The 24,061-nt window shown below is 43.5% G+C and carries 21 protein-coding genes; 15 read left to right on the forward strand and 6 right to left on the reverse strand.

All coding sequences use genetic code 11. From position 1 onward, the window contains the following. Window position 1: 1 nt before the first annotated feature. The 5 genes from HC752_RS15310 (at window position 2) to HC752_RS15330 (ending at window position 3,396) form a co-directional block, all read left to right on the forward strand. Complete coding sequence (locus HC752_RS15310) at window positions 2–1,006, forward strand: carbohydrate kinase family protein (RefSeq protein ID WP_190336039.1); 1,005 nt, start codon at window positions 2–4, stop codon at window positions 1,004–1,006. Window positions 1,007–1,184: 178 nt separating this feature from the next. Continuing rightward, window positions 1,185–1,448: a PAAR domain-containing protein gene (locus HC752_RS15315; RefSeq protein ID WP_190336040.1), complete on the forward strand. Its 264-nt coding sequence runs from the start codon at window positions 1,185–1,187 to the stop codon at window positions 1,446–1,448. Between the two features lie 5 nt (window positions 1,449–1,453). Next, window positions 1,454–1,819 carry a hypothetical protein gene (locus HC752_RS15320; protein ID WP_190336041.1) on the forward strand — a complete coding sequence of 122 codons (366 nt, stop codon included), beginning with the start codon at window positions 1,454–1,456 and terminating at the stop codon, window positions 1,817–1,819. 92 nt (window positions 1,820–1,911) lie between these two features. Next, the gene (locus HC752_RS15325) at window positions 1,912–2,415 is read left to right on the forward strand and encodes a hypothetical protein (RefSeq protein ID WP_190336042.1); all 504 of its coding nucleotides are present in this window, start codon (window positions 1,912–1,914) and stop codon (window positions 2,413–2,415) included. A gap of 9 nt (window positions 2,416–2,424) precedes the next feature. Beyond that, on the forward strand, window positions 2,425–3,396 hold the full coding sequence (locus HC752_RS15330; protein WP_190336043.1) for a hypothetical protein: 972 nt from the start codon (window positions 2,425–2,427) through the stop codon (window positions 3,394–3,396). A 75-nt stretch (window positions 3,397–3,471) separates the two neighbouring features. On the opposite strand, the gene HC752_RS15335 is transcribed toward HC752_RS15330, so the two are convergent. Then, entirely contained in the window at window positions 3,472–3,984 is a 513-nt protein-coding gene (locus tag HC752_RS15335; RefSeq protein WP_190336044.1) for a glycine cleavage system protein R, read from the reverse strand. Between the two features lie 192 nt (window positions 3,985–4,176). Further along, entirely contained in the window at window positions 4,177–5,079 is a 903-nt protein-coding gene (locus HC752_RS15340; protein WP_190336045.1) for a DUF3943 domain-containing protein, read from the reverse strand. Window positions 5,080–5,279: 200 nt separating this feature from the next. Here HC752_RS15340 and HC752_RS15345 point away from each other — a divergent pair, with 200 nt between their 5' ends. Together HC752_RS15345 and HC752_RS15350 are read left to right on the forward strand one after the other, a co-directional pair. Next, complete coding sequence (locus tag HC752_RS15345) at window positions 5,280–6,515, forward strand: CinA family nicotinamide mononucleotide deamidase-related protein (RefSeq protein ID WP_190336046.1); 1,236 nt, start codon at window positions 5,280–5,282, stop codon at window positions 6,513–6,515. A gap of 219 nt (window positions 6,516–6,734) precedes the next feature. Further along, window positions 6,735–7,001, forward strand: coding sequence for a 30S ribosomal protein S6 modification protein (locus HC752_RS15350; RefSeq protein ID WP_190336047.1), 267 nt, complete (start codon window positions 6,735–6,737; stop codon window positions 6,999–7,001). 42 nt (window positions 7,002–7,043) lie between these two features. Here HC752_RS15350 and yfaE read toward each other — a convergent pair whose 3' ends face one another. The 4 genes from yfaE to ubiG all read right to left on the reverse strand — a co-directional run bounded on the left by yfaE (window position 7,044) and on the right by ubiG (window position 12,378). Beyond that, the gene (gene yfaE, locus HC752_RS15355; protein ID WP_190336048.1) at window positions 7,044–7,325 is read right to left on the reverse strand and encodes a class I ribonucleotide reductase maintenance protein YfaE; all 282 of its coding nucleotides are present in this window, start codon (window positions 7,323–7,325) and stop codon (window positions 7,044–7,046) included. Further along, the gene (nrdB, locus tag HC752_RS15360) at window positions 7,325–8,458 is read right to left on the reverse strand and encodes a class Ia ribonucleoside-diphosphate reductase subunit beta (protein WP_190336049.1); all 1,134 of its coding nucleotides are present in this window, start codon (window positions 8,456–8,458) and stop codon (window positions 7,325–7,327) included. The genes yfaE and nrdB overlap by 1 nt, the downstream gene beginning before the upstream one ends. Before the next feature lie 79 nt (window positions 8,459–8,537). Then, window positions 8,538–10,820: a class 1a ribonucleoside-diphosphate reductase subunit alpha gene (gene nrdA / locus HC752_RS15365; RefSeq protein ID WP_190336050.1), complete on the reverse strand. Its 2,283-nt coding sequence runs from the start codon at window positions 10,818–10,820 to the stop codon at window positions 8,538–8,540. An 847-nt stretch (window positions 10,821–11,667) separates the two neighbouring features. Continuing rightward, entirely contained in the window at window positions 11,668–12,378 is a 711-nt protein-coding gene (gene ubiG / locus HC752_RS15370) for a bifunctional 2-polyprenyl-6-hydroxyphenol methylase/3-demethylubiquinol 3-O-methyltransferase UbiG (RefSeq protein WP_190336051.1), read from the reverse strand. Between the two features lie 275 nt (window positions 12,379–12,653). Between ubiG and gyrA the strand changes: the two genes are divergently transcribed. From gyrA to HC752_RS15410, 8 genes are all read left to right on the forward strand, one after another. Continuing rightward, window positions 12,654–15,302 carry a DNA topoisomerase (ATP-hydrolyzing) subunit A gene (gyrA, locus tag HC752_RS15375; protein WP_190336052.1) on the forward strand — a complete coding sequence of 883 codons (2,649 nt, stop codon included), beginning with the start codon at window positions 12,654–12,656 and terminating at the stop codon, window positions 15,300–15,302. Between the two features lie 805 nt (window positions 15,303–16,107). Continuing rightward, entirely contained in the window at window positions 16,108–16,287 is a 180-nt protein-coding gene (locus tag HC752_RS15380; protein WP_190336115.1) for a hypothetical protein, read from the forward strand. A 315-nt stretch (window positions 16,288–16,602) separates the two neighbouring features. Further along, on the forward strand, window positions 16,603–17,199 hold the full coding sequence (locus HC752_RS15385) for a GTP cyclohydrolase II (protein ID WP_190336053.1): 597 nt from the start codon (window positions 16,603–16,605) through the stop codon (window positions 17,197–17,199). A gap of 156 nt (window positions 17,200–17,355) precedes the next feature. Further along, window positions 17,356–18,615, forward strand: a complete 1,260-nt coding sequence (locus HC752_RS15390) for an imelysin family protein (RefSeq protein ID WP_190336054.1) — start codon at window positions 17,356–17,358, stop codon at window positions 18,613–18,615. Between the two features lie 67 nt (window positions 18,616–18,682). After that, window positions 18,683–20,071: a di-heme oxidoreductase family protein gene (locus HC752_RS15395; RefSeq protein WP_190336055.1), complete on the forward strand. Its 1,389-nt coding sequence runs from the start codon at window positions 18,683–18,685 to the stop codon at window positions 20,069–20,071. A gap of 12 nt (window positions 20,072–20,083) precedes the next feature. After that, a complete protein-coding gene (locus HC752_RS15400) occupies window positions 20,084–21,169 on the forward strand; it encodes an imelysin family protein (protein WP_190336056.1) in 1,086 nt (361 codons plus the stop codon). Beyond that, window positions 21,159–22,292, forward strand: a complete 1,134-nt coding sequence (locus HC752_RS15405; protein WP_190336057.1) for a DUF1513 domain-containing protein — start codon at window positions 21,159–21,161, stop codon at window positions 22,290–22,292. The genes HC752_RS15400 and HC752_RS15405 overlap by 11 nt, the downstream gene beginning before the upstream one ends. 199 nt (window positions 22,293–22,491) lie before the next feature. Further along, window positions 22,492–24,003, forward strand: coding sequence for a L,D-transpeptidase family protein (locus tag HC752_RS15410; RefSeq protein WP_190336058.1), 1,512 nt, complete (start codon window positions 22,492–22,494; stop codon window positions 24,001–24,003). The last annotated feature ends 58 nt before the right edge of the window (window positions 24,004–24,061 follow it).

The raw sequence follows: 24,061 nt of genomic DNA on the forward strand, positions 1-24,061 counted from the left end.
CATGACAGGTAGAAAAGGCATTCTCTGTATCGGAAACTGGATCATCGACTTGGTGCATTTTGTCTCCCCTTGGCCCGACAAATCGGGCTTAGGGCTTATAGAGCGGCAAGTGAAAGGTCCAGGAGGCTGTGCATTTAATGTCGCAATTGGTTTAAGTGTACTGGACGACTCTTTACCCGTTTACGGCTGTGGTGTGGTAGGAAACGATGACTACGGTCAGTTTGTTTTGGATATCTGTCATGAATATGGGTTTGATTATTCGTGGATTAAGTCGGTTCCCGGCATAACGGCGCACACTCATGTTATGACGGATGCCAGCACAGGTGAACGAACCTTCTTTTATCAGGATGGGGTATCGGCTGGCTTTTCTCCTGCCGATATTCCCTACGCCGCTATTGGTATACGAAACATAAAGATCGCGCATTTTGGGTATTTATTGTTGCTCAAAACCATGGATAGCTTAGACAGTAATGGTTTGCCTCATGCGGCCAACGTGCTGAAAAAACTGAAAACTTTGGGCTTAGAAACCAGTTTAGATATGGTGTCGACAGAAATTGAAAATGTTGAAAAACAGGTTACTCCCTGCTTGAAATACGTTGACCATCTGATTATCAACGAACTCGAAGCGGGCTATTGCTTGCAGAAGGCCCTTCGAAAAAACGGAACAATCGATTCAGAAGAGATTTTGGAAGCGGCGAAAGCGCTGCTTGAGAAAGGCGTGAATAAAAACGTCATCCTCCATATGCCAGAAGGCGCAGCATGGGTCTCCAAAGACGGAGATTCTATTTGGGTTGAAAGTTTACCACTCGGCTCCGACGATATTGTTTCCAGTGTGGGCGCGGGCGATGCATTTTGCAGCGCCTGCCTTTGGGGAATTTACAATGAAATTAGCCCTGTCAAAACACTTCATTTGGCCAATGCCAACGCAGCGGAGTGCTTGAAAGGGTTTACCACGGTCGATTCTTTGGTGTCTATTGATCTGATCAGGAATAAAACCCTACTCTGAAGCGCCATGATCATCAAACGCTCTACCGATAATCCCTTTTCCAAATCCAGTGCCTGAGCTCACTATGGTATACGTTTACTGTGAGATCTTTCGCATATTGCGCAATCTACATTTCTGTTATTGACAATAAATGCTTTTTAATTCAGCCACTTTTGTATGCTTAAGAAGCGTTGTTACGATGTCCAAACCTGCTGCCCGAGTGGGCGATGCACACTCTTGCCCCAGCAAAACGGGAAGAGTGCCTCATATAGGCTGCCCTGTTGCTGCGGGCTCATCCAACGTATTTATCAATTCTTTACCCGCTGCTCGCCAAGGTGATTTGGCTCCTTGCATTGGTCCTCCAGATTCCATCTCTGCGGGTTCATCTAGCGTCTTCATTAACGGAAAACCAGCGGCTCGAATGGGAGATGGAACGGCTCATGGTGGCGTTATCGGTAGGTAAATAACATGAGCAAAGACCCATCAGTGTTTGATAGTACTCAACCTCAACACCAAGATCGCCCAGAAACAAGAAAAAATAGATTTGGTCGATTAAATGAATCTGGGAAAAAGTTTGACTACACGCTAACTCAGGATGATGCTCCTAAAAACTTAATTGAAAAATTAAAACCCTCTGAAATAAAAAATAATAATGTGGAGTTTTGGGATGAGAAGGATCTTTTAACCTCAGATTTTATTAATATTTATCAGGTTGTATATTATTTATATTTATTCAGTAAAACCGCAGTATTGGTTTTTTTACCCATACTGGCGTTATTATCGTTTGGGGCTTTTTTTTCAACCCTTTTGATGAAGCTCTTTCTATTTTTATAGGAATTAATATAGACGGTGTAAAATATATTGCTATACCTTTCGGTGGCGCTTGGGGACTGACATTATTGTTATTTCATCAATTCGCTCACAAGATGGTTAGGAAGAAATACACACTAAGCCGCCAAACAGGTATGGTCACTCTCTATGACAACGATGAGGATGTGATTTACAGCCACCCCTTTGTTGAGTTTGATTGCCGTTTATTCAGTTCAACCAACCAATACGGTCACCTTTCTTTTGGCATCGCCCTTGTGCACCGGTATAACGACTACAGCAAGCATATCACCATAGGGGAGATGATCGGCTCAACGCATCCAGACGATCATAAACGCCTGTGGAACGTGATTCAGCAGTATATGGACGTTAGCCAGCCACTGCCCGATCTGCCAATTTTAGAAGCGTTCCGTAGCAAAGACCCAACAACCGCGGCATATGATAAAGAAATCGGGCGTGACCCCAAATACTGGCGCAGCATGTCGGACAAAGAGTTTGATCAAGTGGTCGCACAAATGGCAGAAAACCAAAAACACATTCCGCCACTCGGCAAGCCGATCAATATCTATGCGCAAACCCCAGAAGAAATCCATATTGTTTAGGGAAATAAAATGAACAAAGAAGAAACGTCAATATATGATAGCAGGGAACCTCAAGGTCAAGAGGATCCTGAGAAAATTAAGAGAAGATTTAAGCCGCTTAATACATTTGGAGATAAGATTGATCATACGTCTCCTCAAGATGATGCACCTGTTGATTTAGTTAGAAAACGAAATCTCGCAAAGTCTAAAAGCGATAATATGTATTCTGCAGATCACAATGAATTATCTAAAATTGAGCCAAAGCAGTTTTTCCTCTTAATGTTTCGCTTTCTAGAAAATTCACCACTATTTTTGGGTCCGATAGTTATTTTATATCATTTTATTATTCCTATATTTTCCAATCCAAATTATATCGATGCTGCTATGATGACGATTGCCACTATTAATGTTTTTGGCTTTTTTACTACTGTATTCATTGCTAGATGGCTTTTTTCTTGGCTTATATTTGAAACGCTTCCCAAGCATCTGGTTAGTAATTTGGTGACAAAAAAATACAGCCTAAATCGTAAGACAGGGATGGTAACTCTTTTCGGTAGCAAGGACTATGTGGTCTACAGTCACCCATTTGTAGAGTTTGATTGTCGAATGATCGAGGTGAATGACTCGAGTGGTAACACCAAGTTTAGCGTGTTTCTATGTCATCGTTATAGTGATTACAGCCAACCCATTAACATAGGGGATTTAATAGATTCTGCCCGTTCAGATGATCAAAAGCGGTTGTGGAATGTGATTCAGCAATACATGGATGTCAGCCAACCTTTGCCTGATCTACCTTTTCTAGAGCCTTTTCGAAGTGAAGACCAGACGACCGCTGCATACGACAAAGAGATCGGTCGCGATCCTAATTATTGGCGCAGTATGTCGTTTAGAGGGCTTGATAAAGCCATCATTAAAATGGCAAAAAACCAGAAACACATTCCGCCACTCGGTAAGCCGATCAATATCTATGCGCAAACTCCAGAAGACATTCACGCGGTTTAGCCAATGTAGGTAAACGGAAAGGAGTATTCCTATTGAATTATAGGTGAGAGTATCAAGCAATACTCTCACCATGTTTTAACTCTCCAACACCACACGCGTGTCTTCGCTCAGTGATTCAAGCTCGTTGATGATGTCGTTGATGTTGGATTCTTTCGGTATTTTTAATGCCATGGTTGAACTGAAGAGGCTGGAACTGATGCCTCCTCCATCAGCAATAAAGACGCGCTGGCAATCCATATCTAATATGCTGGCTCCCTGACCGTCCAGTACATGGCTGATTTCGTTCACGATGCCCGCTCTATCATTAGAATCCAACCGGATTTGGTGGACGGTGTCGGTTTCGTAACTCAAATCACTCACTTGGCTGAATTGTACAGTGAGATCGGGGGTATCTAAGAAAGCTGCTTTGACGGCTTCTTCATTCTCAGATGGCAACTCTATTTTTATAACAGCGGCGACTTGGTGTTCGATGAAATTCACTTTGCTAAGCAGCCACTTTCCACCATTATCGTGTGTTATTGATGCCAATTTCTTGATAGTGGTAGGGGTTGCCGTGCCGACAAAATTCACAATAAACGTCGTGTACATATTACGTCCTCTTGATGGCAGGGTGGGTATATTTAAGTATAGGAAATTACCGGAAGGGAAATAGGATACGAATCAAGTTTATTAAAACCGAAGTAGGTGTTGCTGAAAAAAGGCATAGCTCTAAAAATAAAGACAGTTCTAAAAACAGAAAAAGCGCCAGCACGGGCGCTTTTAAGTAGGGTGATAGCAACATTAAAACGTTAACGTCAGCTCCATCCCGTAGAACTGTTTGTCCAGTGGACCTTGCGGGTTGACCGCCATGTCGGTTTCGGTTTGGTAACCTGTCCAAGGTTGAGTTCGGAAGTTAAATTTCGCATCGCCGCCCCATGCGTCTGTTACCCAATAATGGATGTGACCAATTGGGTTTAAGAAAAACAGTGATACGTCCCCGAGAGTTTCTGACCCTAGTAATTCGCCACCATTTTCAACTATTCTTTGCTCGCCTGCGAACATGAGTTCACCAACAACCGCGCCAAAGAAAGGCGTGATAAAAACATCTTGCCAAGAGGGGATTTCAGCAAACGCTTCTACGCCAAACTCCCAGAACAGAGTCGACATCGCCATTGAGTAGAGGTAGGACTCAAATTCATTAAATCCTGCATGGCGAGAGGCAGTGTAATACACACCGCCAAAGTATGGGTGCATGATGTAATTGAGGAAGTGTTCGTCTCTGTCCCAAACCGGACCTTGGCTAACGTTATCAAGCCATTTTTTTCCGAGCTTACTCATATCGCGGGCTTCGGCATCCCACTTGGTAATGCTCTCAGGTAGAAGCGTCATTAAGCCAACGGTAGCAACACTGAGACCCAAAATCGTATAAGTTTGTTCTGTAAGGTATTGCCAGTCTTTTTCGGGTTGCATTTGAAGATACAAAGGAAGAGGCGCGTCGAGTTTTGGTTCCGTCTCAATATTGTCATTTAAAGAGAGATAGAATGGATTTACATTTGTTTCAATGCTAAGACTGTAGCTTTGTTGATTATCGCCGTTATATAAGTCATAAGAGAAGTTGTTGATATCAAAATCAGCAGCTTGAGTTGACGTAGTAAAAACAAGCAATGCGGTAGACAGTGGCTTCAGTCGCACAGAGATCTCCATTGAGAAAAACCAAAATTTGTGAGTTGTGCATTATTCTCTTTACGAATGAGAGATGCAATCCCTTTAATTGTTAGAAAATTGAAAATATTAGCATGTAAGGCGGTCTGATTAGAATGGTTGAAGGGGATTTGATTGATTATTGATTACTATTTAGCACCTAACAACTGTGATATCAGAAGAAAACAGCGAAGGTTAAATTTATGTTGAAAGTGGCAATGTTAAGTACAGGTGAAGAGGTGCTTCATGGTGATATTGTGGATACTAATGCGTCATGGCTAGGTGAAATCCTATATCAAAGTGGGTTTCAACTTTCTGCGCGTTCTACAGTTGGTGATCAGCTTGACGTGTTGAAAGATGAAATTTTGCGTCTTAGCGAGTCTTTCGACATTGTTATTGTGAATGGCGGACTCGGTCCAACGACCGATGATTTAACGGCCTCGGCAGCCGCGAAAGCATCTGGACAGAAACTTCGTTTGTTTCAAGATTGGTTAACTGTTTTAGAAGAAAAATTTACACGTCGTGGGCTTGTCATGCCAGATAGTAATCTCAAACAGGCGATGCTTCCAGAAAAGGCCACTATCATTGATAACCCAATAGGGACGGCATGTGGGTTTTCAATGACGCTCAATAGGGCCAAGATGTATTTTACTCCGGGTGTTCCAAGCGAATTCAAGCGTATGGTTGAGGAGAAAATAATTCCGATATTTAGCGAGACATACCGTGATGTTCTCCCATCTGAATGCAGCAGGATCTACACTATTGGGCTCTCTGAGTCGGGGATATCGGACAAATTAGACCCGATTAAACTGCCCGATCAATATGAACTGGGATACCGTTCTTATTTGCCTTTCATTGAAGTTAAGTTATTTGGACCAGCGGCGGATATGGAAAGGCGCTTGAAGTTGCTTCAAATTGTTTATGGTCACCTGCAAGACAATGTTGTGAGCGTGGATGAACCCATGATTGATAATGTTGCTGCTCTCCTGATCGAAAGAGGCACTACGTTGTCGCTTGCTGAACAAGCCAGTGGTGGTTTTCTAACGAGTTGGCTGCACGAGAATGAGCTGTTGGCAAAACAGGTCAAGCAGAGTTGGGTGATGAACACTGACATGGATAAAAATTTGGTTGAGCAAGATCCACTTGCCGCTTCTTTAGCCTTAGCGGCTGCAACTCGTGAAAACGGCAAGGCGACGTTTGGTTTGTCTTGTGGGAAATTGAAAGACAATGTGTTTGCTGTGGCTTTATCTACCGGAGATGGTGAGTGGGGACAAGTATTCGAGTTTGCGCGCAATTATGGTAAGCAGGATAAACGTAGCTTGATCGCTGCTGTTATGTTGGACATGTTAAGGCGTCATTTAGAGGAAAAAGCTGTCTTTGGACATTACAGCTCTCTGGTTAGAAAAAAAGAGCTTTATGTGCCAAATTCTGCGGTATAAAAGTTATAAGAGAATTCGTTGACTTTTAATTTGTCGTTATCTCTCAAAGGGTAAAGACAAGTTAAAAATGACTCGATAGGTTTCATTTTTTATGCAAGTTATTTTTTGACCATTTTCTTTATTTTGAGGCTTGGGATCGGCCGAGAATTAGCTAATAATAAGAAGGATCAAAATAACAAATGGCACACTGTTCTCATCATTTACGATCTGGAGGGACCCATGATTACACAAACAATGATCAAAGTTTGGTACCGAGTATCCGGTGAAAAAGTGTTGTTAGGAGAAGCACATAGCAAACATGTCGGTGATTTAGTCTCGACTTGGTTAGCAGCCCCTGTCGCAGATAATGATACCCCGAATGGTGGCTATCGAATGTCATTGTTTGATGACGATGGTAAATCAATAGGTGAGAAAGACATTTCCTTCAAAACGGCTGAATATTTACTCAGAAAATATGCAAGTCTAAGCAATTCTGAGTGTGTTTAATAAGTGGGAAATGAGCAGATATTAAAATGATATCGTGAGATATCAAGCGCTTTTGACCTTGAGCTGATAGTTTACTTTTTCTAATTCAACATCGGTTTTTGCCCTGCATATGCAGGGCAAAATTTCTTTTGGCTGTGTCAATGCCATCGCAAAACCAACGTATTCGACCTCTCCCGACTTCAACTCACATCGGCATGCGCCACAATGACCATCTCGACAGTTGTACTCAGGTTCAAACCCAGCGCTCTCCATTTCCTCCAGCAACGTCTTTCCGTTGCTGGTGAGAATAATAGGGTTAAGTTCGTTGATTTTGATTTTTGGCATTACAGTTCAAAGTCCCCGAAATCTTCAGCGTCGACTTCGTTATCGATCTGACCCACTAGGTAAGAGCTGATTTCCGCCTCTTGTGGTGCGACTTGAACGTTATCAGACGACAACCAGGCGTTGATCCATGGAATTGGGTTAGAATTTGCACCAGGGTATGCTGCGTCCAAGCCGACGGCTTGCATACGAATATTAGTGATGTACTCGACATACTGACAAAGAATATCTTTGTTCAGACCGATCATGGAACCGTCTTTGAACAGGTATTCCGCCCATTCTTTTTCTTGCTCTGCTGCTTCTTTAAATAGGTCGAAACATTCTTGTTTGCATTCTTCAGCGATTTGTAAGAACTCAAAATCGTCTTGACCATTACGGAGTATATTCAGCATGTGCTGTGTGCCCGTTAAGTGCAGCGCTTCATCACGGGCAATAAGCTTGATGATTTTGGCGTTGCCTTCCATCAGTTCGCGTTCAGCAAACGCAAATGAGCAGGCAAAGCTTACGTAGAATCGAATGGCTTCTAGCGCATTAACAGACATCAGGCAAATATAAAGTTTTTTCTTCAGTGTGGTGAGACGGATATCAACCGTTTTCCCATCAATGACGTGTTTACCTTCGCCATAGCGGTGGTAATCGTTCGTCAATTCGATTAGATCATCGTAGTAATGGGCGATGTCTTTCGCGCGCTTTAGGATGTGTTCGTTCTCAACGATGTCATCAAATACTAAACCCGGATCATTCACAATGTTACGAATGATGTGAGTGTATGAGCGAGAGTGAATCGTCTCAGAGAAAGACCAAGTTTCGATCCAAGTTTCCACTTCTGGAAGTGAGACTAGCGGAAGCAACGCAACATTTGGGCTACGACCTTGAATAGAATCAAGAAGTGTTTGGTACTTCAGGTTACTGATGAAAATATGCTTCTCATGATCGGGCAGTTTGTTGTAGTCGATACGGTCGCTTGACACATCCACTTCTTCTGGGCGCCAGAAAAAAGAAAGCTGTTTTTCAATCAGCTTTTCAAAAATTTCAAACTTCTGTTGATCGTAACGAGCTACGTTCACTGACTGACCGAAAAACATCGGTTCTTTTAATTGGTCATTTTTCTTTTGAGAGAAAGTACTGTAAGCCATAAATGCCTCAAATCCATTAAAGCCCCTTTGAAATCAAAGAGGCTGTTTTAACTTTTGCTTTGAGTTAATGCTCAAAACTTTAAATCTTACAAGCGCCGCCTGCACAATCATCTTCTTGAGCCTTAGCCGCTTCAGATTGTCCATCGCTCGCACCATCACGGGTGTTGTGGTAGTAAAGCGTCTTAAGACCGTACTTGTATGCGGTAAGCAAGTCTTGCATCAGAAGCTTCATTGGCACTTTACCGTTTGGTTGAACACTTGGGTCGTAGTTCGTGTTCGCAGAGATCGCTTGGTCTACAAACTTCTGCATAATGCCCACAAGTTGCAAATAACCATTGTTTGACGGAATCGTCCAAAGTAATTCGTAATTGTCTTTCAAATTGACATAATCAGGTACGACTTGTTTCAAAATGCCGTCTTTCGACGCTTTTACGGAAACGAAGCCTCGTGGTGGTTCGATACCGTTAGTCGCGTTTGAAATTTGCGATGACGTTTCAGATGGCATTAACGCCGACAGCGTCGAGTTGCGTAAACCGTGTTCCACGATTTCTTTACGTAGAGAATCCCAATCGTAATGCAGTGGCTCGTCACATACGTTGTCTAGATCTTTCTTATAGGTGTCGATAGGCAGTAAGCCTTTCGCGTAGTTGGTTTCGTTGAACAGTGGGCACGCACCTTGCTCTTTCGCCAGGTTCATTGAGGCTTTTAGTAGATAGTACTGAATTGCTTCAAATGTACGGTGTGTCAACCCATTGGCGCTACCGTCTGAATACTTCACGCCATTTTTCGCGAGGTAGTAAGCGTAGTTAATCACACCCACACCTAAGGTACGGCGGTTCATGGTTGATTTACGAGCTGCTGGTAGCGGGTAGTCTTGGTAATCTAGTAGTGCATCAAGCGCACGAACAACCAAGTCAGACAGTTCTTCAAAGTCATCTAGGCTTTCAATCGCACCTAGGTTAAACGCAGAAAGTGTACAAAGCGCAATTTCACCCTGGTCATCTTCAACATTATTTAGAGGTTTGGTCGGAAGTGCGATTTCTAAACAAAGATTAGATTGGCGAACCGGTGCAACCGCAGGATCAAACGGGCTGTGTGTATTACAGTGGTCTACGTTCTGAATGTAGATACGGCCTGTGGATGCACGCTCTTGCAGAAGAAGAGAGAACAAATCGACGGCTTTAATGGTTTCACGTTTAATGGAGTCGTCGGCTTCGTATTTCTCGTATAAACGATCAAACTCCTCTTGGTTTTCGAAGAACGCATCGTACAGACCTGGTACATCCGAAGGTGAGAACAGAGAAATGTTTCCACCTTTAATCAACCGTGAGTACATCATCTTGTTGATCTGTACACCGTAATCCATATGACGGACACGGTTTTCTTCTACGCCACGGTTGTTCTTCAATACCAACAAAGATTGAACTTCGCGATGCCAAAGTGGGTAAAATACGGTGGCTGCGCCGCCACGAACACCACCTTGAGAACAGCATTTAACCGCGGTTTGGAAGTATTTGTAGAACGGAATACAACCTGTGTGAAACGCTTCACCGTTGCGTATTTCAGAGCCTAGCGCACGGATACGACCAGCATTAATACCGATACCAGCACGTTGAGAAACGTAACGTACGATTGCGCTAGACGTTGCGTTGATAGAATCCAGGCTGTCATCACACTCAATCAGTACGCAAGAACTGAACTGGCGAGTAGGGGTACGAACACCAGACATAATGGGGGTAGGTAGGGAAATCTTAAATGTCGATGCTGCGTCGTAGAAACGTTTGATGTAATCAAGGCGCGTATCTTTCGGGTACTTCGCAAACAAGCACGCCGCAACCAGTATATAAAGGAATTGTGCGCTTTCGTAGATTTCTTTAGTTACGCGGTTCTGAACGAAGTATTTACCTTCAAGCTGTTTCACAGCAGCGTATGAAAAATTCATATCGCGACCGTGATCTATGAAGCTGTTCAGTTCCTCAAACTCAGACTGCGTGTAATCTTCGATTAGGTGTTTGTCGTACTTGCCAGCATCAACCAACTCAGAAACGTGTTTATAAAGTGTTGGGGGCTCAAACTGTCCGTACGCTTTTTTTCGCAAATGGAAAACAGCGAGTCGAGCGGCAAGATATTGATAATCTGGGGACTCTTCAGAGATTAAGTCAGCAGCAGATTTGATAATGGTTTCATGAATGTCCGACGTTGTAATACCGTCGTAAAATTGAATGTGTGACTTCAATTCAACTTGAGAAACGGAAACATTGTCTAGTCCTTCTGCAGCCCATGCGATAACGCGATGGATCTTTTCCAAATCAATGTTTTCTTTGCGACCGTCCCTTTTTGTCACAGTGAGTTGTTGGTTCATTCTGGTAGATTTCCCTGACGAAACTGCTAAAAGCCGTATTTCTTTGGTAGTTCTTGTAAAAATGTAGTCGGCTTTGTGATCTATATCCACTACATATTGTGCTTAAAAACACTATATGTGGTGTTGTTCGATTGAACGAGTTACAAGATAGTGCGTGATGAGTGACTTTTCAAGTTGGATAGGCTGCAAGACTTGTGGATAAGTTGGGGGAAGAAAAAAAATCGTAAGTAGGCACTAACCTATCATTTTAGGCAGAGATTACCTGCAAAAAAGATCCCATTCCAGAGTGTTTTAATTATGAGCAGAATAAAAAATATTTTTCTTGATCTTTGGGAAAAAATCGAGCTCAAAATTAAGCTGTACAAAGGTCACACAAGTCGTTGTCATATTGCGCGAAAAGACGATGAATCTCTACTTTTTACAAAAAATAACTTTCTTGATTGATGGCTTATTTTTTTAGAGATATGGGAAAAAATGGCATATAAAATTCGGTTTTTCATTACGCAGTGAGGCACGTTGCTGATCAGGGAGTTTTGAATGCGTTGAGAGAGTAAAAAGTCAGCGGCGTTAGGGAGTCTCATTCGCATTTTTTTGAGATGTCTAACAGCATGTCAATGCACGTGTACGAGGCTTTGATTCTGCCTCCATCAACGCTGTTTAGTGTTTAGGTGACAATAGAGAACTTGAGCAATTTAAAGGTCTGCGATGCAGGTGTGTAATAGATAAGAGGGATGGTAAAGACATCTTTAGGAACAGAATAGAGGGCGTAATAAGTAGAGGAAATAAAACAATAAAAAGACAACCGAAAAATGGTTGCCTTCATCAAAAGAAACAGGCAATGACGATACTAAGTTAGGCGTGTTGTGTGAACGATATAGTTAACGTCGACGTTGTTTCCTAGCGAATACGTATCGGTCAGCGGGTTGTAATGCAGCCCTGTAATGGATTCTTCAGTTAGGTCGGTTTTATCAACCATTTTTAGCAGTTCTGCTGGGCGGATAAATTTTCCATGATCGTGCGTGCCTTTTGGTACGAGTTTCAAAAGATGCTCTGCACCAACAATGGCAAATAAGTAAGATTTGAAATTGCGGTTTAATGTAGAGAAGAACACTTTCCCACCTGGCTTCACCAGTTTGGCACAAGATTGAATCACAGAGAGTGGGTCGGGGACGTGTTCCAACATTTCCATACAAGTTACTACGTCGTACCTTTCTGGATTTTCTGCGGCATGATCTTCTACAGTGCTTTGAACATAATCGAGTTTCGTTCCTGTTTCCAACGCATGAAGGCGAGCCACTTCAAGAGGCTCTTTTCCCATATCCAACCCCGTCACTTCCGCACCCTCTTTCGCCATACTTTCCGCCAATATGCCACCACCACAACCCACATCGAGCACCTTTTTACCGAAGAGACCTTGGCAATTATCCTGCACGTAATTCAGTCTTAATGGGTTGATTTGGTGTAGAGGTTTAAATTCGCCTTCTAAATCCCACCATCTGGAAGCCATATCTTCAAACTTTTTGATTTCCGCAGGATCGACATTTTGTTGTTTGGTCATAACAATCACACTCAGGATTAGGATTGACGCATTATAGCGACTGAAAAGCAGGAGAACACCTGAATTCCGATTTTGTGGAATTAGGCATTACAATATGGCTAAAATTCATACAGATAAGGCTGTTCTGTACGATTTCTCAACGATTGAATCACAACCAAGGTCACAACATGATAAAACGAAGGGGAAAGAGATGCCGAACGGGGTATTTGTGTGTTATATTTTTGAACCTTGTACGTATCTAACATACGATCAAACTATAGAGGGATAATGGCTCTATGAGCGATCTAGCTAAAGAGATCACGCCCGTAAACATTGAAGATGAGCTTAGAGGTTCATACTTAGACTACGCGATGTCCGTTATCGTGGGTCGTGCTCTTCCAGATGTGCGTGATGGTCTAAAGCCAGTACACCGCCGCGTTTTATTTGCGATGAATGTGCTAGGCAATGATTGGAATAAACCATATAAAAAATCTGCCCGTGTGGTAGGTGATGTTATCGGTAAATATCACCCTCATGGTGATAGTGCAGTTTACGATACGATTGTGCGCATGGCGCAGCCGTTTTCACTTCGCTATATGCTCGTCGATGGTCAAGGTAACTTTGGCTCGATAGATGGTGACTCTGCAGCGGCAATGCGTTATACCGAAGTTCGTATGGCGAAAATTGCCCATGAACTGCTTGCTGACCTCGACAAAGAGACGGTGGATTACGTACCAAACTACGATGGTACAGAGCAGATCCCTGCAGTACTTCCTACAAAGGTTCCTAACCTGTTGGTAAACGGTGCTTCTGGTATCGCAGTGGGTATGGCAACGAATATTCCTCCTCACAACTTAACCGAAGTGATCAATGGATGCTTGGCATTCATTAATAATGAAGAAATCACAATCGATGAGTTGATGGACTACATTCCAGGCCCAGATTTCCCTACGGCGGCATCAATTAGTGGTCGTAAAGGCATTGTTGAGGCTTATAAGACGGGTCGTGGCAAGATCTACATGCGATCAAAAGCTGAGGTCGAAGCGGATAAAAATGGTAAAGAAACCATTATTGTCACTGAAATCCCATATCAGGTGAACAAAGCTCGCCTTATCGAAAAGATCGCGGAACTGGTTAAAGATAAGAAAGTTGAAGGCATCAGTGCACTGCGCGACGAGTCTGATAAAGACGGTATGCGTATTGTTATTGAATGTAAGCGTGACGCAGTAGGTGAAGTGGTTCTTAATAACCTATACGCTCAAACTCAGCTACAAACCACTTTCGGTATCAACATGGTTGCCCTGAATAACGGTCAGCCACAGTTGTTTAACTTGAAAGATATGCTTAAGTGCTTCGTCGATCACCGCCGTGAGGTTGTGACTCGCCGTACCATTTTTGAATTACGTAAAGCGCGCGATCGCGCACACATCCTTGAAGCGCTTGCTCTTGCATTGGCTAATATCGATGAAATCATTGAGCTCATCCGAAATGCTGCAACCCCAGCTGAAGCGAAAGCAGGTCTTGTCGCTCGTGGTTGGGATCTGGGTAATGTGGCTGCCATGCTTGAAAGCACGGGTAACGATGCCGCTCGTCCAGATTGGCTTGAGCCTGAATACGGTATTCGTGATGGTCAGTATTTCCTAACAGAAACTCAGGCACAAGCGATTCTCGATCTTCGTCTACATAAGTTGACTGGTCTTGAGCACGAGAAGATTCTAGATGAATACAAGGAACTTCTAGAAGAAATCGCGGAATTGATGCACATCCTAGCAAGCACAGAGCGATTGATGGAAGTGATCCGTGAAGAGCTTGAAGCAGTGCGTGAAGGTTTTGGCGATCAGCGTCGCACAGAAATCACAGCGGCTGTTCACGACATCGACATGGAAGAGCTTATCGCTCAAGAAGACGTGGTCGTTACTTTGTCTCATGAAGGCTATGTTAAGTACCAAATTCTAAGCGATTATGAAGCTCAACGCCGTGGTGGTAAAGGCAAGAGCGCAACTAAGATGAAAGATGAGGATTACATCGAACGTCTATTGGTTGCGAACACACACGATAACATCTTGTGCTTCTCTACTCGTGGTAAGACATACCGTCTAAAAGTGTATCAATTACCTCTAGCAAGCCGAAATGCTCGCGGTAAACCTATTGTAAACATCCTTCCTCTTGAAGACGGTGAGCGTATTACTGCGATCTTACCAGTATCTGAATACTCCTCGGATAAGTACATCTTTATGGCAACGGGTGACGGTACGGTTAAGAAGACGTCTTTGGATCAGTTTGCTAACGTACGTTCAAATGGTCTGATTGCCGTTAACCTACGAGATGATGACTCATTAATTGGTGTCAATATTACCGATGGCGAAAGCGACATTATGTTGTTCTCCCAACAAGGTAAAGTGGTGCGCTTCGCGGAAGACAAAGTGCGTGCGATGGGGCGTACTGCTGCTGGTGTTCGTGGTATGAAACTGGCAGAAGGCGACCAAGTCGTATCGTTGATTGTACCTTCAAATGATGGTGACGTTCTGACAGTGACGCAAAACGGTTACGGTAAACGTACACCGCTTGCAGAGTACCCTACGAAAGGCCGTGCTACTCAAGGCGTTGTTTCTATAAAAGTGTCTGAGCGTAATGGCTGTGTAGTCGGCGCGGTTCAGACGGAAGAAAACGACGAGTTTATGATGATCACGGATGCAGGCACTCTGGTTCGTACTCGCGTATCTGAAGTAAGCCAAGTAGGTCGTAATACTCAGGGCGTGACTCTGATTAGAACAGCGGCAGACGAAAACGTTGTTGGCTTGCAACGTATCGAAGAGATCGAAGAGTCTGAATTACCACCTGAAGGTGAAGAAACAGAAGTAGAAGCGACAGCGGAAAACAATGCTGAGCAATCTGAATCTGCCACAGGGCAAGACGCTCCAGAAGAAAATGATTCTGAAGAGTAATCTTCTCAGTATCAAATAAATTAAAAGCCATCGGCATGACGCTGATGGCTTTTTTAATATAAGAATGCCTAAGTGAACGAGCAGCTAATGTGACTTCACTTAGGCATTTGTGTTTACGGCACATTACTCTGATTTCAAAGAGGAAAACTCTTTGCGAGCCTAGATGTATACGCTTCGATTAATTGATTAAACAGTTGTTCTTTATGTTTAAAAGAATACGCAACTCGCGTTTGGTCTAACACTTGCTTTCTGAACCATGGATCTCGATGTGGCGCTTTTAAACGCATGAATGAAAAATAATGCGGCTATCTCAAACTTTCAGGTTTGGTGTAATTTGATGGCTAACAAACGCCTTACCAATGTCCTTGTAAACAAATGTTTGCTGGAGTGCTCTAGAGAATAAGTGTGCTTAGAAAGCCAATATAAGCGGTTTCCGTCAGCCTGTCTTCATCTGTTGGCTTTGCTTAACAACGGAGATAAATGAAGAACAAAGATGTTGTATTTGACGGTTGATGGAAGGAAGCAAAGAAAAGCAATAAACTTTAATGAAAAGCTCAGTGACGTTATGTATGGAGGGTAAGGTGACAAGACATTAGTTTTGCTTAGTTCTTTCTATTGAATAAAAAGCTCATATAATTTCGTCTTGTCTCATTTTTAGCAAGTAGCTCATCGCGCAAAATCAATTTTGTGACATTAAACCAAAAAAATAGCTAAACGTCTCTTGTACTATATAGTGAGTGTTACTATTATTCTTATAAATTATTGTAGTTATATAGAAAACGTTTCGCAATAAAGGTGATGTTTCGTGGAACCAACTATCTCCAGTTTACGGCAAATTTTTCAAAATAAGGTCCATTCCGCCTCTGGCGTGCAATCTTCCGTTTCCGGTTCTGCATCTACCTTATCTGTTCTAACAAAAGAAGAGCTTTCAGAGCTTGAAAACCTCTGGGTTCAGCTTATTCTTTGGCAGAAAAAGCAGCATTAAACGGTTATAATTCCCGACATAATGTCACGTCAATTGCCTGTAGTGATTGGCTTTCTGTAAACAACACATTCTCATTCTTCTCTAAGCCCGCAAACGTTGCGGGCTTTTTGGCTTTACTCATGTTTCATCCGGAGTAGGTTTTGTGATTCTCATTAAGTGTTATATTATAACAATTGATTGAATGAGGATTTAGAGAATGATCGATTGATTATCATATCTCGTATCCCCATCTAGTAGTCAGAATGCCTCTGCATTACAATATAGAGAGCTAATGTAAGAGTGTGTAGAGCACATTCATTATAAATGGGAAGAGTTATGGCGGAAGTACGAGCCAGAGTAGAATTGAAAGTGGGTTCTAAGAGCCACATTGATGCAGAATTATTGTCTTTTCACGGATTAGAAACAGATAAAGAGCATGTTGCGGTCGTCTTCAAATCGGCAGATAAAGGTAGCGAAACGCCATTAGTAAGAATGCATTCCGAGTGTTTGACCGGTGACGTGTTTCACTCATCGCGGTGTGATTGTGGTGAGCAGTTAGATGAAACCATTGTAAAAATGGGGGAGCTAGGCGGTATCATCCTTTATCTGCGTCAGGAAGGACGTGGCATTGGCTTGTACAATAAAATTGATGCGTATCGCTTACAAAGTGAAGGTATGAATACGTATGAAGCGAATAACCATTTAGGTTTTGGTGATGATCTCCGAGATTTCACAGAGGCGGCTCAAATGCTTGAAGCATTAAGCGTTAAGAAGATTCGCCTTATTACCAATAACCCTAAAAAGATAAAAGAATTGCAAGACCACGGAATTGAGATAGAAGAAGTCGTCAACACCCACGCGCATATCAAACATGGAAACGAGAACTATTTGAAAGCAAAAGTCTCGCATGGTAAGCACTTACTGGATTTGTGATAGATCTATTATTTGTTCAAAATAAACCCCACAATTGTGGGGTTTATTCGTCTTCGTTGCTTGAAATTAAAATGTAAATTTGTATGATCGAAATCAAGGTGCAAATGATAATAATTAGCACTACATATACAATTTTGCTCAACAAGGACGATTTTCATGATCCCAAAACGATTTATTGCTCGCGCTGTGGCTGCTTCACTTCTTGTGACCAGTGGCGTGTCAATGGCCGCTGTTACTAAAGGTCAGGTAGTAGAGCATTACGCCGACCTCGCTTACGCTGTTTTTTCCGATGCAACCATCACTGCAAAGAACCTCGATCAATCCATTGACCAATTCCTAGCCAACCCTTCTGAAACTTCTTTGGAATCTGTGCGTCAAGCTTGGATTGATTCTCGTGTACCTTACCAACAAACCGAAGTATTCCGATTCGGCAATGCTGTAGTCGATGATTGGGAAGGACAATTAAATGCGTGGCCATTGGATGAAGGTCTGATCGATTACGTTGCTTCAGACTATCAATATGAGTTAGGTAATGAAGGTGCGCGGGCTAACATCGTGGCCAACACTCACATTCAAGTTGGCTCTCAAACAGTAGACGCGAGCAAGATTACACCGCAACTTATTGCTGATCTTAATGAAATTGGTGGGTCAGAAGCGAATGTTGCTTCTGGTTACCACGCCATTGAATTTTTACTTTGGGGACAGGATTTGAACGGCACTAACTTTGGTGCTGGTGATCGTGCCTATACTGATTTCGTTGATGGCTCAGGTTGTACTAACGGCAACTGCGACCGCCGCCGCGATTACTTGAAAGCGGCCTCTCAGCTCCTTATCCAAGATCTAGAATGGATGGAAAAGCAGTGGTCGCCCAATCAATCAGACAATTACCGTCAGGAGCTGCTATCTGATTCGGCGGACAACGGATTGCGTAAGATGCTATTTGGCATGGGATCGCTTTCCCTCGGTGAATTGGCTGGTGAACGTATGAAGGTCGCGCTGGAAGCAAACTCGACAGAGGACGAGCACGATTGTTTCTCAGACAACACTCATAACTCTCATTACTATAATGAGCAAGGCATCTATAACGTTTTTACGGGGCTGTACAAGCGTGAAAATGGTCAATTAGTTTCTGGTCCTAGTCTTTACGACTTAGTGGCTCAAAAAGACAAGCAAGCAGCGAAAGACATTCAGAAACAATTTGATATGGCCCGTGCTCAGGTCGCTCAGCTTGTGGTTTCCGCAGAGGAAAACAATCAACATTTTGACCAGTTGATTGCGGCGAATAACGTGAAAGGTAACGCGTTAGTGAACGACACCATCATGTCCCTCGTGATGCAGACCGGTTCAATTGAACGTGCAGCGAACATCATTGGTATCGATAGCCTTAACCCAGATACTGCTGACCACGAGTTTTGATCGTACATTATTATAAAAACGAGTTAAGGGCTCTATAGGAGCCCTTTTACACTTGAGAAGCACAAGAATGAAGCCGTTTCTAGTTCCCACCATTATTGCAACGCTGCTGATCGCAGTCAGTACCCATGCCTATGAAATTAAATCGGGTGGCGGTACCAGCGTGAAAAAAGACGGTCCTAACGCATTTTCACTCCCTGCTTATAATTTGCCCATGACATCTCGGCTGGATTTCAATGTTGGTAACAGCTTTTTCCGTAACCCATGGGTTCAAGCGCCCGCTTCGACAGATGCCCGTGATGGTTTAGGTCCTTTATTTAATACCAATGGTTGCCAAAATTGTCACATTAAGGATGGGCGTGGTCATCCGCCAGAGCCGGGTGAGGCAAATGCCGTTTCGATGTTAGTTAGGCTGAGTATTCCAGCGACAACACCAGAACAGAAGCAGGCGTTTATACGTGATGGGACCGTTCCAGAACCGACATACGGAGGGCAGTTGCAAGATTTCGGTCTTCCTGATGCCAAGCCTGAAGGGAGAATCAAACTCACGTACAGCGATGTAGTGGTCACGTTTTCAGATGGTGAAAAGGTGGTATTGAGAAAACCCAACCTAAGTATCACCAACCTGAATTATGGACCCATGCACCCTGATACTCAGTTTTCCGCCCGTATCGCACCTCCGATGATTGGATTAGGGCTTTTAGAAGCTATCCCAGAGGAGACCATCCTAGCAATGGCAGATCCTCAAGATAAGAATGGAGATGGGATATCAGGCAAGGCAAACCGTGTATGGGATGTTGTAACAAACAGTGATGCGTTGGGTCGATTCGGCTGGAAAGCGGGGCAACCCAATCTTATGCAGCAAAATGCCGCTGCATTTAATGGAGATTTAGGCTTAACGAGCGCTTTGTTCCCTAATGAAAACTGCACTCGCGCGCAATCTATCTGCTCCGATTTACCTCATGGTGGAAAGCCGGAAGTCAGCGAAAAGATTCTGAACTTCGTCGAGTTTTATTCTCAGCATTTAGCGGTTCCGATTCGCAGAAACGTAAGAGATCCTCAAGTCATTTTGGGTCAGGCAAAATTCGTTGAAGCAGGCTGCCAATCTTGCCATTCGGTCAACATACAAACGGCAAAAAATGATCGCTTTCCTGCCTTATCAGAGCAGACCATTCATCCTTATACTGATATGTTATTGCATGATATGGGGGAAGGATTGGCCGATCACAGACCGGAGTATCTCGCGAATGGTCGTGAGTGGCGAACGCCGCCACTTTGGGGGTTGGGTTATACCCAAGAAGTGAGTAAGCACACGAATTTCTTACATGACGGTCGTGCCAGAAATGTCATGGAAGCGGTACTTTGGCATGGCGGTGAAGCCAAGCCTGCTCAAGAGAAAGTACTCAATATGTCAAAAAATGAGCGTGAAGCGCTAGTCGCGTTTCTTAACTCACTGTAATTGAGGTGAAACATGAAAAAAACACTGGGTTTATGTTTGTTGGCGTTGGTTGGTTGCCAGTCCAACGATGCTGAGATACCTCAAGCGGTTATGATTCAAGACAGCGCAGAAAAGACATCAACGGCTTACGATCCGGCAGCGAAAAACAAAGCGGGCTCCCATGTCAGCGAGGCGGTGTATGAAGTTGAAAAAGAAGCGGCGTTGGGACTGCTAGCGAACAGCAAGCTTCAAGCGCTCAGTTGGCGGCAATACTGCCATTCCGATGAAGTTAAAGAGGAAGCGCTTAAGTCTGTTTGGCGCAACACGATGATCAGCTGGATGGCTTTGCAAGGACAAGAGCGAGGTCCTGAAAGTGCATTAAATGAAAGCTGGAATATGCAGTTTTGGCCAGATAAAAAGAACACAACAGGTAGGAAAATGTCTGCTTTGGTGAAATCAAACCAGGTATGGACCGCAGATCAAATTGCTCAAAAAAGTGTGGCTGTGCAAGGGTTAGGGGCCATTGAGTGGCTGTTATATGACTCAGCGTCTCCGATTTCAACGGATAAAGCCAAAACATGCCAAAGCGGTTTGGGTATTAGTGAAAATATCGCTCACCGTGCACAAGTGATTGCGCAGGCTTGGGAAGACAATCCTTGGCAATCATTCGATGAAACCAAGTGGAATTCTGAATACCTCAATCTGCTTTCTAATCAATTGGAATATAGCATGAAAAAGTTGAGTCGACCGCTCGCGAAAATTGGCAATCCGCGACCATACTTTTCGGAATCTTGGCGTTCTCAAACATCGCTCTCGAATCTAAAAGCCAACGTAAAAGCGTTGCAGTCTCTATACTTGGCTCTTGGGAATGGTCTTGATCGCCAATTGAGAATTCGAGGAAGAGAAGCACTTGCTGACAGCATTGTTGATCAGTTTGACTTGATTCTTGATACATGGCCAGCAGACGCCAGTTTGTTTGCCCGGTTAAAGTCGAAAGAAGGCTATCGAAATACGTTAGCGCAATACAATAAATTGGCGTATTTGAAGTATCTGATCCATGAAGAGGTAGCGGTTGAATTGGGTGTCGTCGTAGGGTTTAACGCAACTGATGGTGACTGATAAAACAAGAAGAAGGCTGCTAAAGGCCGCCTTATTTGGTGCTTCTGCGCCATTACTAACGGTTGCTTGCTCATCAAGAGAGCAAACGCGCTATTCTTCCCCTGCCTTAATAGGGTGCTCCATTTTAAATCGCGACAAATACTTTGCGACGGTTGCGGATATAGAAGGTAGCCCAATACACCAGATTCCACTTCCTGCAAGAGGTCACGGTGTGGCGATCGACAAAAAGGGATCACTGGCGGTGGTTTTTGGTCGAAGACCGGGTGCCTTCTTCCAGCCTTTTGATTTTCACACTGGCGAGACGCTTCCAATCGTGGCGACCAAACCGGAACGCCATTTTTATGGGCACGGTGTGTTTTCTCCCGATGGGCAACTATTGTATGCCACAGAAGGAGAGAGAGGTTCGAGCCGAGGGATTATTGGTGTTTATGATGCTTCCAGAAATTTTGAAAAGATTTCAGAATTGACAGGCTTTGGTTTAGGTCCTCATGAAATCATCATGTTACCTAATGGTCATTTAGCGGTGGGCGTTGGAGGGGTTCATACCAATGGTCGAAGACCGTTAAACCTTGAAACCATGTCACCGTCACTTACCTACATCAGCTCGGAAGGCAAAATACTTGATCAAGTGTCGCTTTCAGATAACAGGCTGAGCATCCGGCATTTGGCGTATGGCTTTCAGCAACAAAGTGTTGAGAGTCAAAGCCTTCAAAAACAAGCGAATACCCAAGGTCTTGTTTTTTGTGGGCAGCAATACCGTGGGTCACCCGACGATTATCCAGCCCTGTTAGCGGTTCATCGTATGGGGCAACCATTGGTTTCGTTTAAGGCAGAACCCGAACAGTGGGCACGCTTTAACCAGTATATTGCCAGCATAGCGGTCGTAGGTGACTGGGTACTGGCGACATCTCCTAGGGGAAATTGTTATGGGATCTGGAGCGTATCAACAGGGGAATTACTGGACATTGAGTCACTTCCTGACGCCTCGGGGGTTGTAGTAAATCAGAATGCTTTCAAAATAAGCTCAGGAGCAGGAAGAGTGATCTCGCGCCCCATTCAAGGTGATGAAAAAAAATATTCATCTGGTATTCATTGGGATAACCATTGGTCTTCGATAATCTAAAAACTGATACAAGTTTTTATAGTATTTTTTTGCCATACTTTAGGAACACATATATTAGAAACTAAAGTAAGTGAGGCGGGTTGTGGGATTGAAGAAGTGCTGTTTTTTCATACTTATAACTATGCTGCCTTACTTTTCGTTAGCAAACAATTACTACGCGGTAACATGGGTAAACAGCTCAACCCCAGCAGGGGTGGTTTTGTCGCATCAAGATGTTATCGCGTCGCTTTACCACGAGTATCAATATCAACCTATTTGGTTTCAATACGATGCGATAGTGGCATTTGAATCTCAGTTAGAAAATCTAGTACTGTCAGACGTAAGTGAGCTTTTCTATAAAAGATTGTTGGCCCTCAAAAAGGCTCGCTATTACAATCGTTGGCAAGAGTTCGATGTTTTAGCGACAGACACCCTATTAAATTACATCAGCTATACAGAGTTGGCTCAATCCATGGGGAAGGGGTGGTTTTTCGGAGGAGGAGTACCTGCAATCCTGCCACCTCCTTCAGAATTTAGCTTGAGTGCGTTCCGTTTAGCGTTATCTCAAGATAAATTGGTCGAGTTTATTTCGGCTCTGGTACCACAGTCTCCCTTTTACAGCGACTATCAATTTGCCATTCATGAACTCAAGCCTTGGCTTAACATCTACCTAGGTGACTATAGCCAAAAAAGGCGTTATGCCCGTCTCGGCGATAGGCTTTCACATAAACGTGTATTGCTTAATCGGCTTGAGGTATTGAGGTATGACGTGTCATCGGTCGATATTTCTGCTCAGGACAACGCTGATAAAACGTACGATGCTAACCTTGAAGTATTGATCAAACAATTCCAAGCCCAACATGGGTTAGAGCCTGACGGTATTATTGGTCCAAAAACCATTCAATGGATCAACGCATCAATAGAGGAACGCCTTCGGCTTATTGCATTAAATGCACAGAGGCTGCGTGTTTGGCCTCTTCAAAGAGATCACATTGTGTTGGTTAACGTTCCTCAATACTCGATGTCGTACTGGCTTGGAGGGAAAGAAACCTTTTCTTCGGATGTGATAGTAGGTCGCCCTTCAAGGAAGACGCCGTTGATTGATACTAGAATGGATTCGGTGATAGTGAATCCGAGTTGGAACGTACCTCGTAAAATCATGGAGAACGACATATTACCCAAGGTCATCAACGAAGAAGCGTATCTGACCGACCATCATTATGAGATTGTTGAAAGTTGGCAAAATCGGATATTGGTGGATCCGCGAGGCATCGACTGGGCGTCCATTGACCCTAAGAATTTCCCGTATCGTATTCGTCAAACCTCCGGTCCATACAATGCTTTGGGAAAATACAAATTCAATACCCCAAATAAGAACGCCATCTTCTTGCATGATACACCCGCTAAATCATTGTTTGCTCAATCTAGGCGGGCATTCAGTTCCGGCTGCATTCGCATAGAGTCGGCGGAGAGCTTTGCGCATCTGCTGTTAAACACGCATTCTAAAATCCAACCTAGCCACCATGAAAGAATCAGTCGGGAAGAGACGGTTGTGGTTGCGTTGAAAGAAAAGATCCCCGTATCCATCATCTACCAAACGGTTTGGACAGAAAACGGACAAGTGCAATACCGCAGTGACGTCTATAAATACGATCAACTGAGTCGCAGTTCAAATTTTGACGCGAAACTTACAAATCTAATCAATGTAGATAAAACTCTTTCTGCTCAATAACTAACCATCACTATTGTGTTAAACGCAAATAATTTGAGCTGCCGACTAATTGACGGTT

The sequence above is a fragment of the Vibrio sp. S9_S30 genome, from assembly GCF_014694455.1.
Classification (GTDB): Bacteria; Pseudomonadota; Gammaproteobacteria; order Enterobacterales; family Vibrionaceae; genus Vibrio.

What these genes read in the sequence shown, in the direction of transcription:
- HC752_RS15310 (WP_190336039.1), top strand. Translation starts at nt 2, where the DNA reads ATGACAGGTAGAAAAGGCATTCTCTGTATCGGAAACTGGATCATCGAC.
- HC752_RS15315 (WP_190336040.1), top strand. Translation starts at nt 1,185, where the DNA reads ATGTCCAAACCTGCTGCCCGAGTGGGCGATGCACACTCTTGCCCCAGC.
- HC752_RS15320 (WP_190336041.1), top strand. Translation starts at nt 1,454, where the DNA reads ATGAGCAAAGACCCATCAGTGTTTGATAGTACTCAACCTCAACACCAA.
- HC752_RS15325 (WP_190336042.1), top strand. Translation starts at nt 1,912, where the DNA reads ATGGTTAGGAAGAAATACACACTAAGCCGCCAAACAGGTATGGTCACT.
- HC752_RS15330 (WP_190336043.1), top strand. Translation starts at nt 2,425, where the DNA reads ATGAACAAAGAAGAAACGTCAATATATGATAGCAGGGAACCTCAAGGT.
- HC752_RS15335 (WP_190336044.1), bottom strand. Translation starts at nt 3,984, where the DNA reads ATGTACACGACGTTTATTGTGAATTTTGTCGGCACGGCAACCCCTACC.
- HC752_RS15340 (WP_190336045.1), bottom strand. Translation starts at nt 5,079, where the DNA reads ATGGAGATCTCTGTGCGACTGAAGCCACTGTCTACCGCATTGCTTGTT.
- HC752_RS15345 (WP_190336046.1), top strand. Translation starts at nt 5,280, where the DNA reads ATGTTGAAAGTGGCAATGTTAAGTACAGGTGAAGAGGTGCTTCATGGT.
- HC752_RS15350 (WP_190336047.1), top strand. Translation starts at nt 6,735, where the DNA reads ATGATTACACAAACAATGATCAAAGTTTGGTACCGAGTATCCGGTGAA.
- yfaE (WP_190336048.1), bottom strand. Translation starts at nt 7,325, where the DNA reads ATGCCAAAAATCAAAATCAACGAACTTAACCCTATTATTCTCACCAGC.
- nrdB (WP_190336049.1), bottom strand. Translation starts at nt 8,458, where the DNA reads ATGGCTTACAGTACTTTCTCTCAAAAGAAAAATGACCAATTAAAAGAA.
- nrdA (WP_190336050.1), bottom strand. Translation starts at nt 10,820, where the DNA reads ATGAACCAACAACTCACTGTGACAAAAAGGGACGGTCGCAAAGAAAAC.
- ubiG (WP_190336051.1), bottom strand. Translation starts at nt 12,378, where the DNA reads ATGACCAAACAACAAAATGTCGATCCTGCGGAAATCAAAAAGTTTGAA.
- gyrA (WP_190336052.1), top strand. Translation starts at nt 12,654, where the DNA reads ATGAGCGATCTAGCTAAAGAGATCACGCCCGTAAACATTGAAGATGAG.
- HC752_RS15385 (WP_190336053.1), top strand. Translation starts at nt 16,603, where the DNA reads ATGGCGGAAGTACGAGCCAGAGTAGAATTGAAAGTGGGTTCTAAGAGC.
- HC752_RS15390 (WP_190336054.1), top strand. Translation starts at nt 17,356, where the DNA reads ATGATCCCAAAACGATTTATTGCTCGCGCTGTGGCTGCTTCACTTCTT.
- HC752_RS15395 (WP_190336055.1), top strand. Translation starts at nt 18,683, where the DNA reads ATGAAGCCGTTTCTAGTTCCCACCATTATTGCAACGCTGCTGATCGCA.
- HC752_RS15400 (WP_190336056.1), top strand. Translation starts at nt 20,084, where the DNA reads ATGAAAAAAACACTGGGTTTATGTTTGTTGGCGTTGGTTGGTTGCCAG.
- HC752_RS15405 (WP_190336057.1), top strand. Translation starts at nt 21,159, where the DNA reads ATGGTGACTGATAAAACAAGAAGAAGGCTGCTAAAGGCCGCCTTATTT.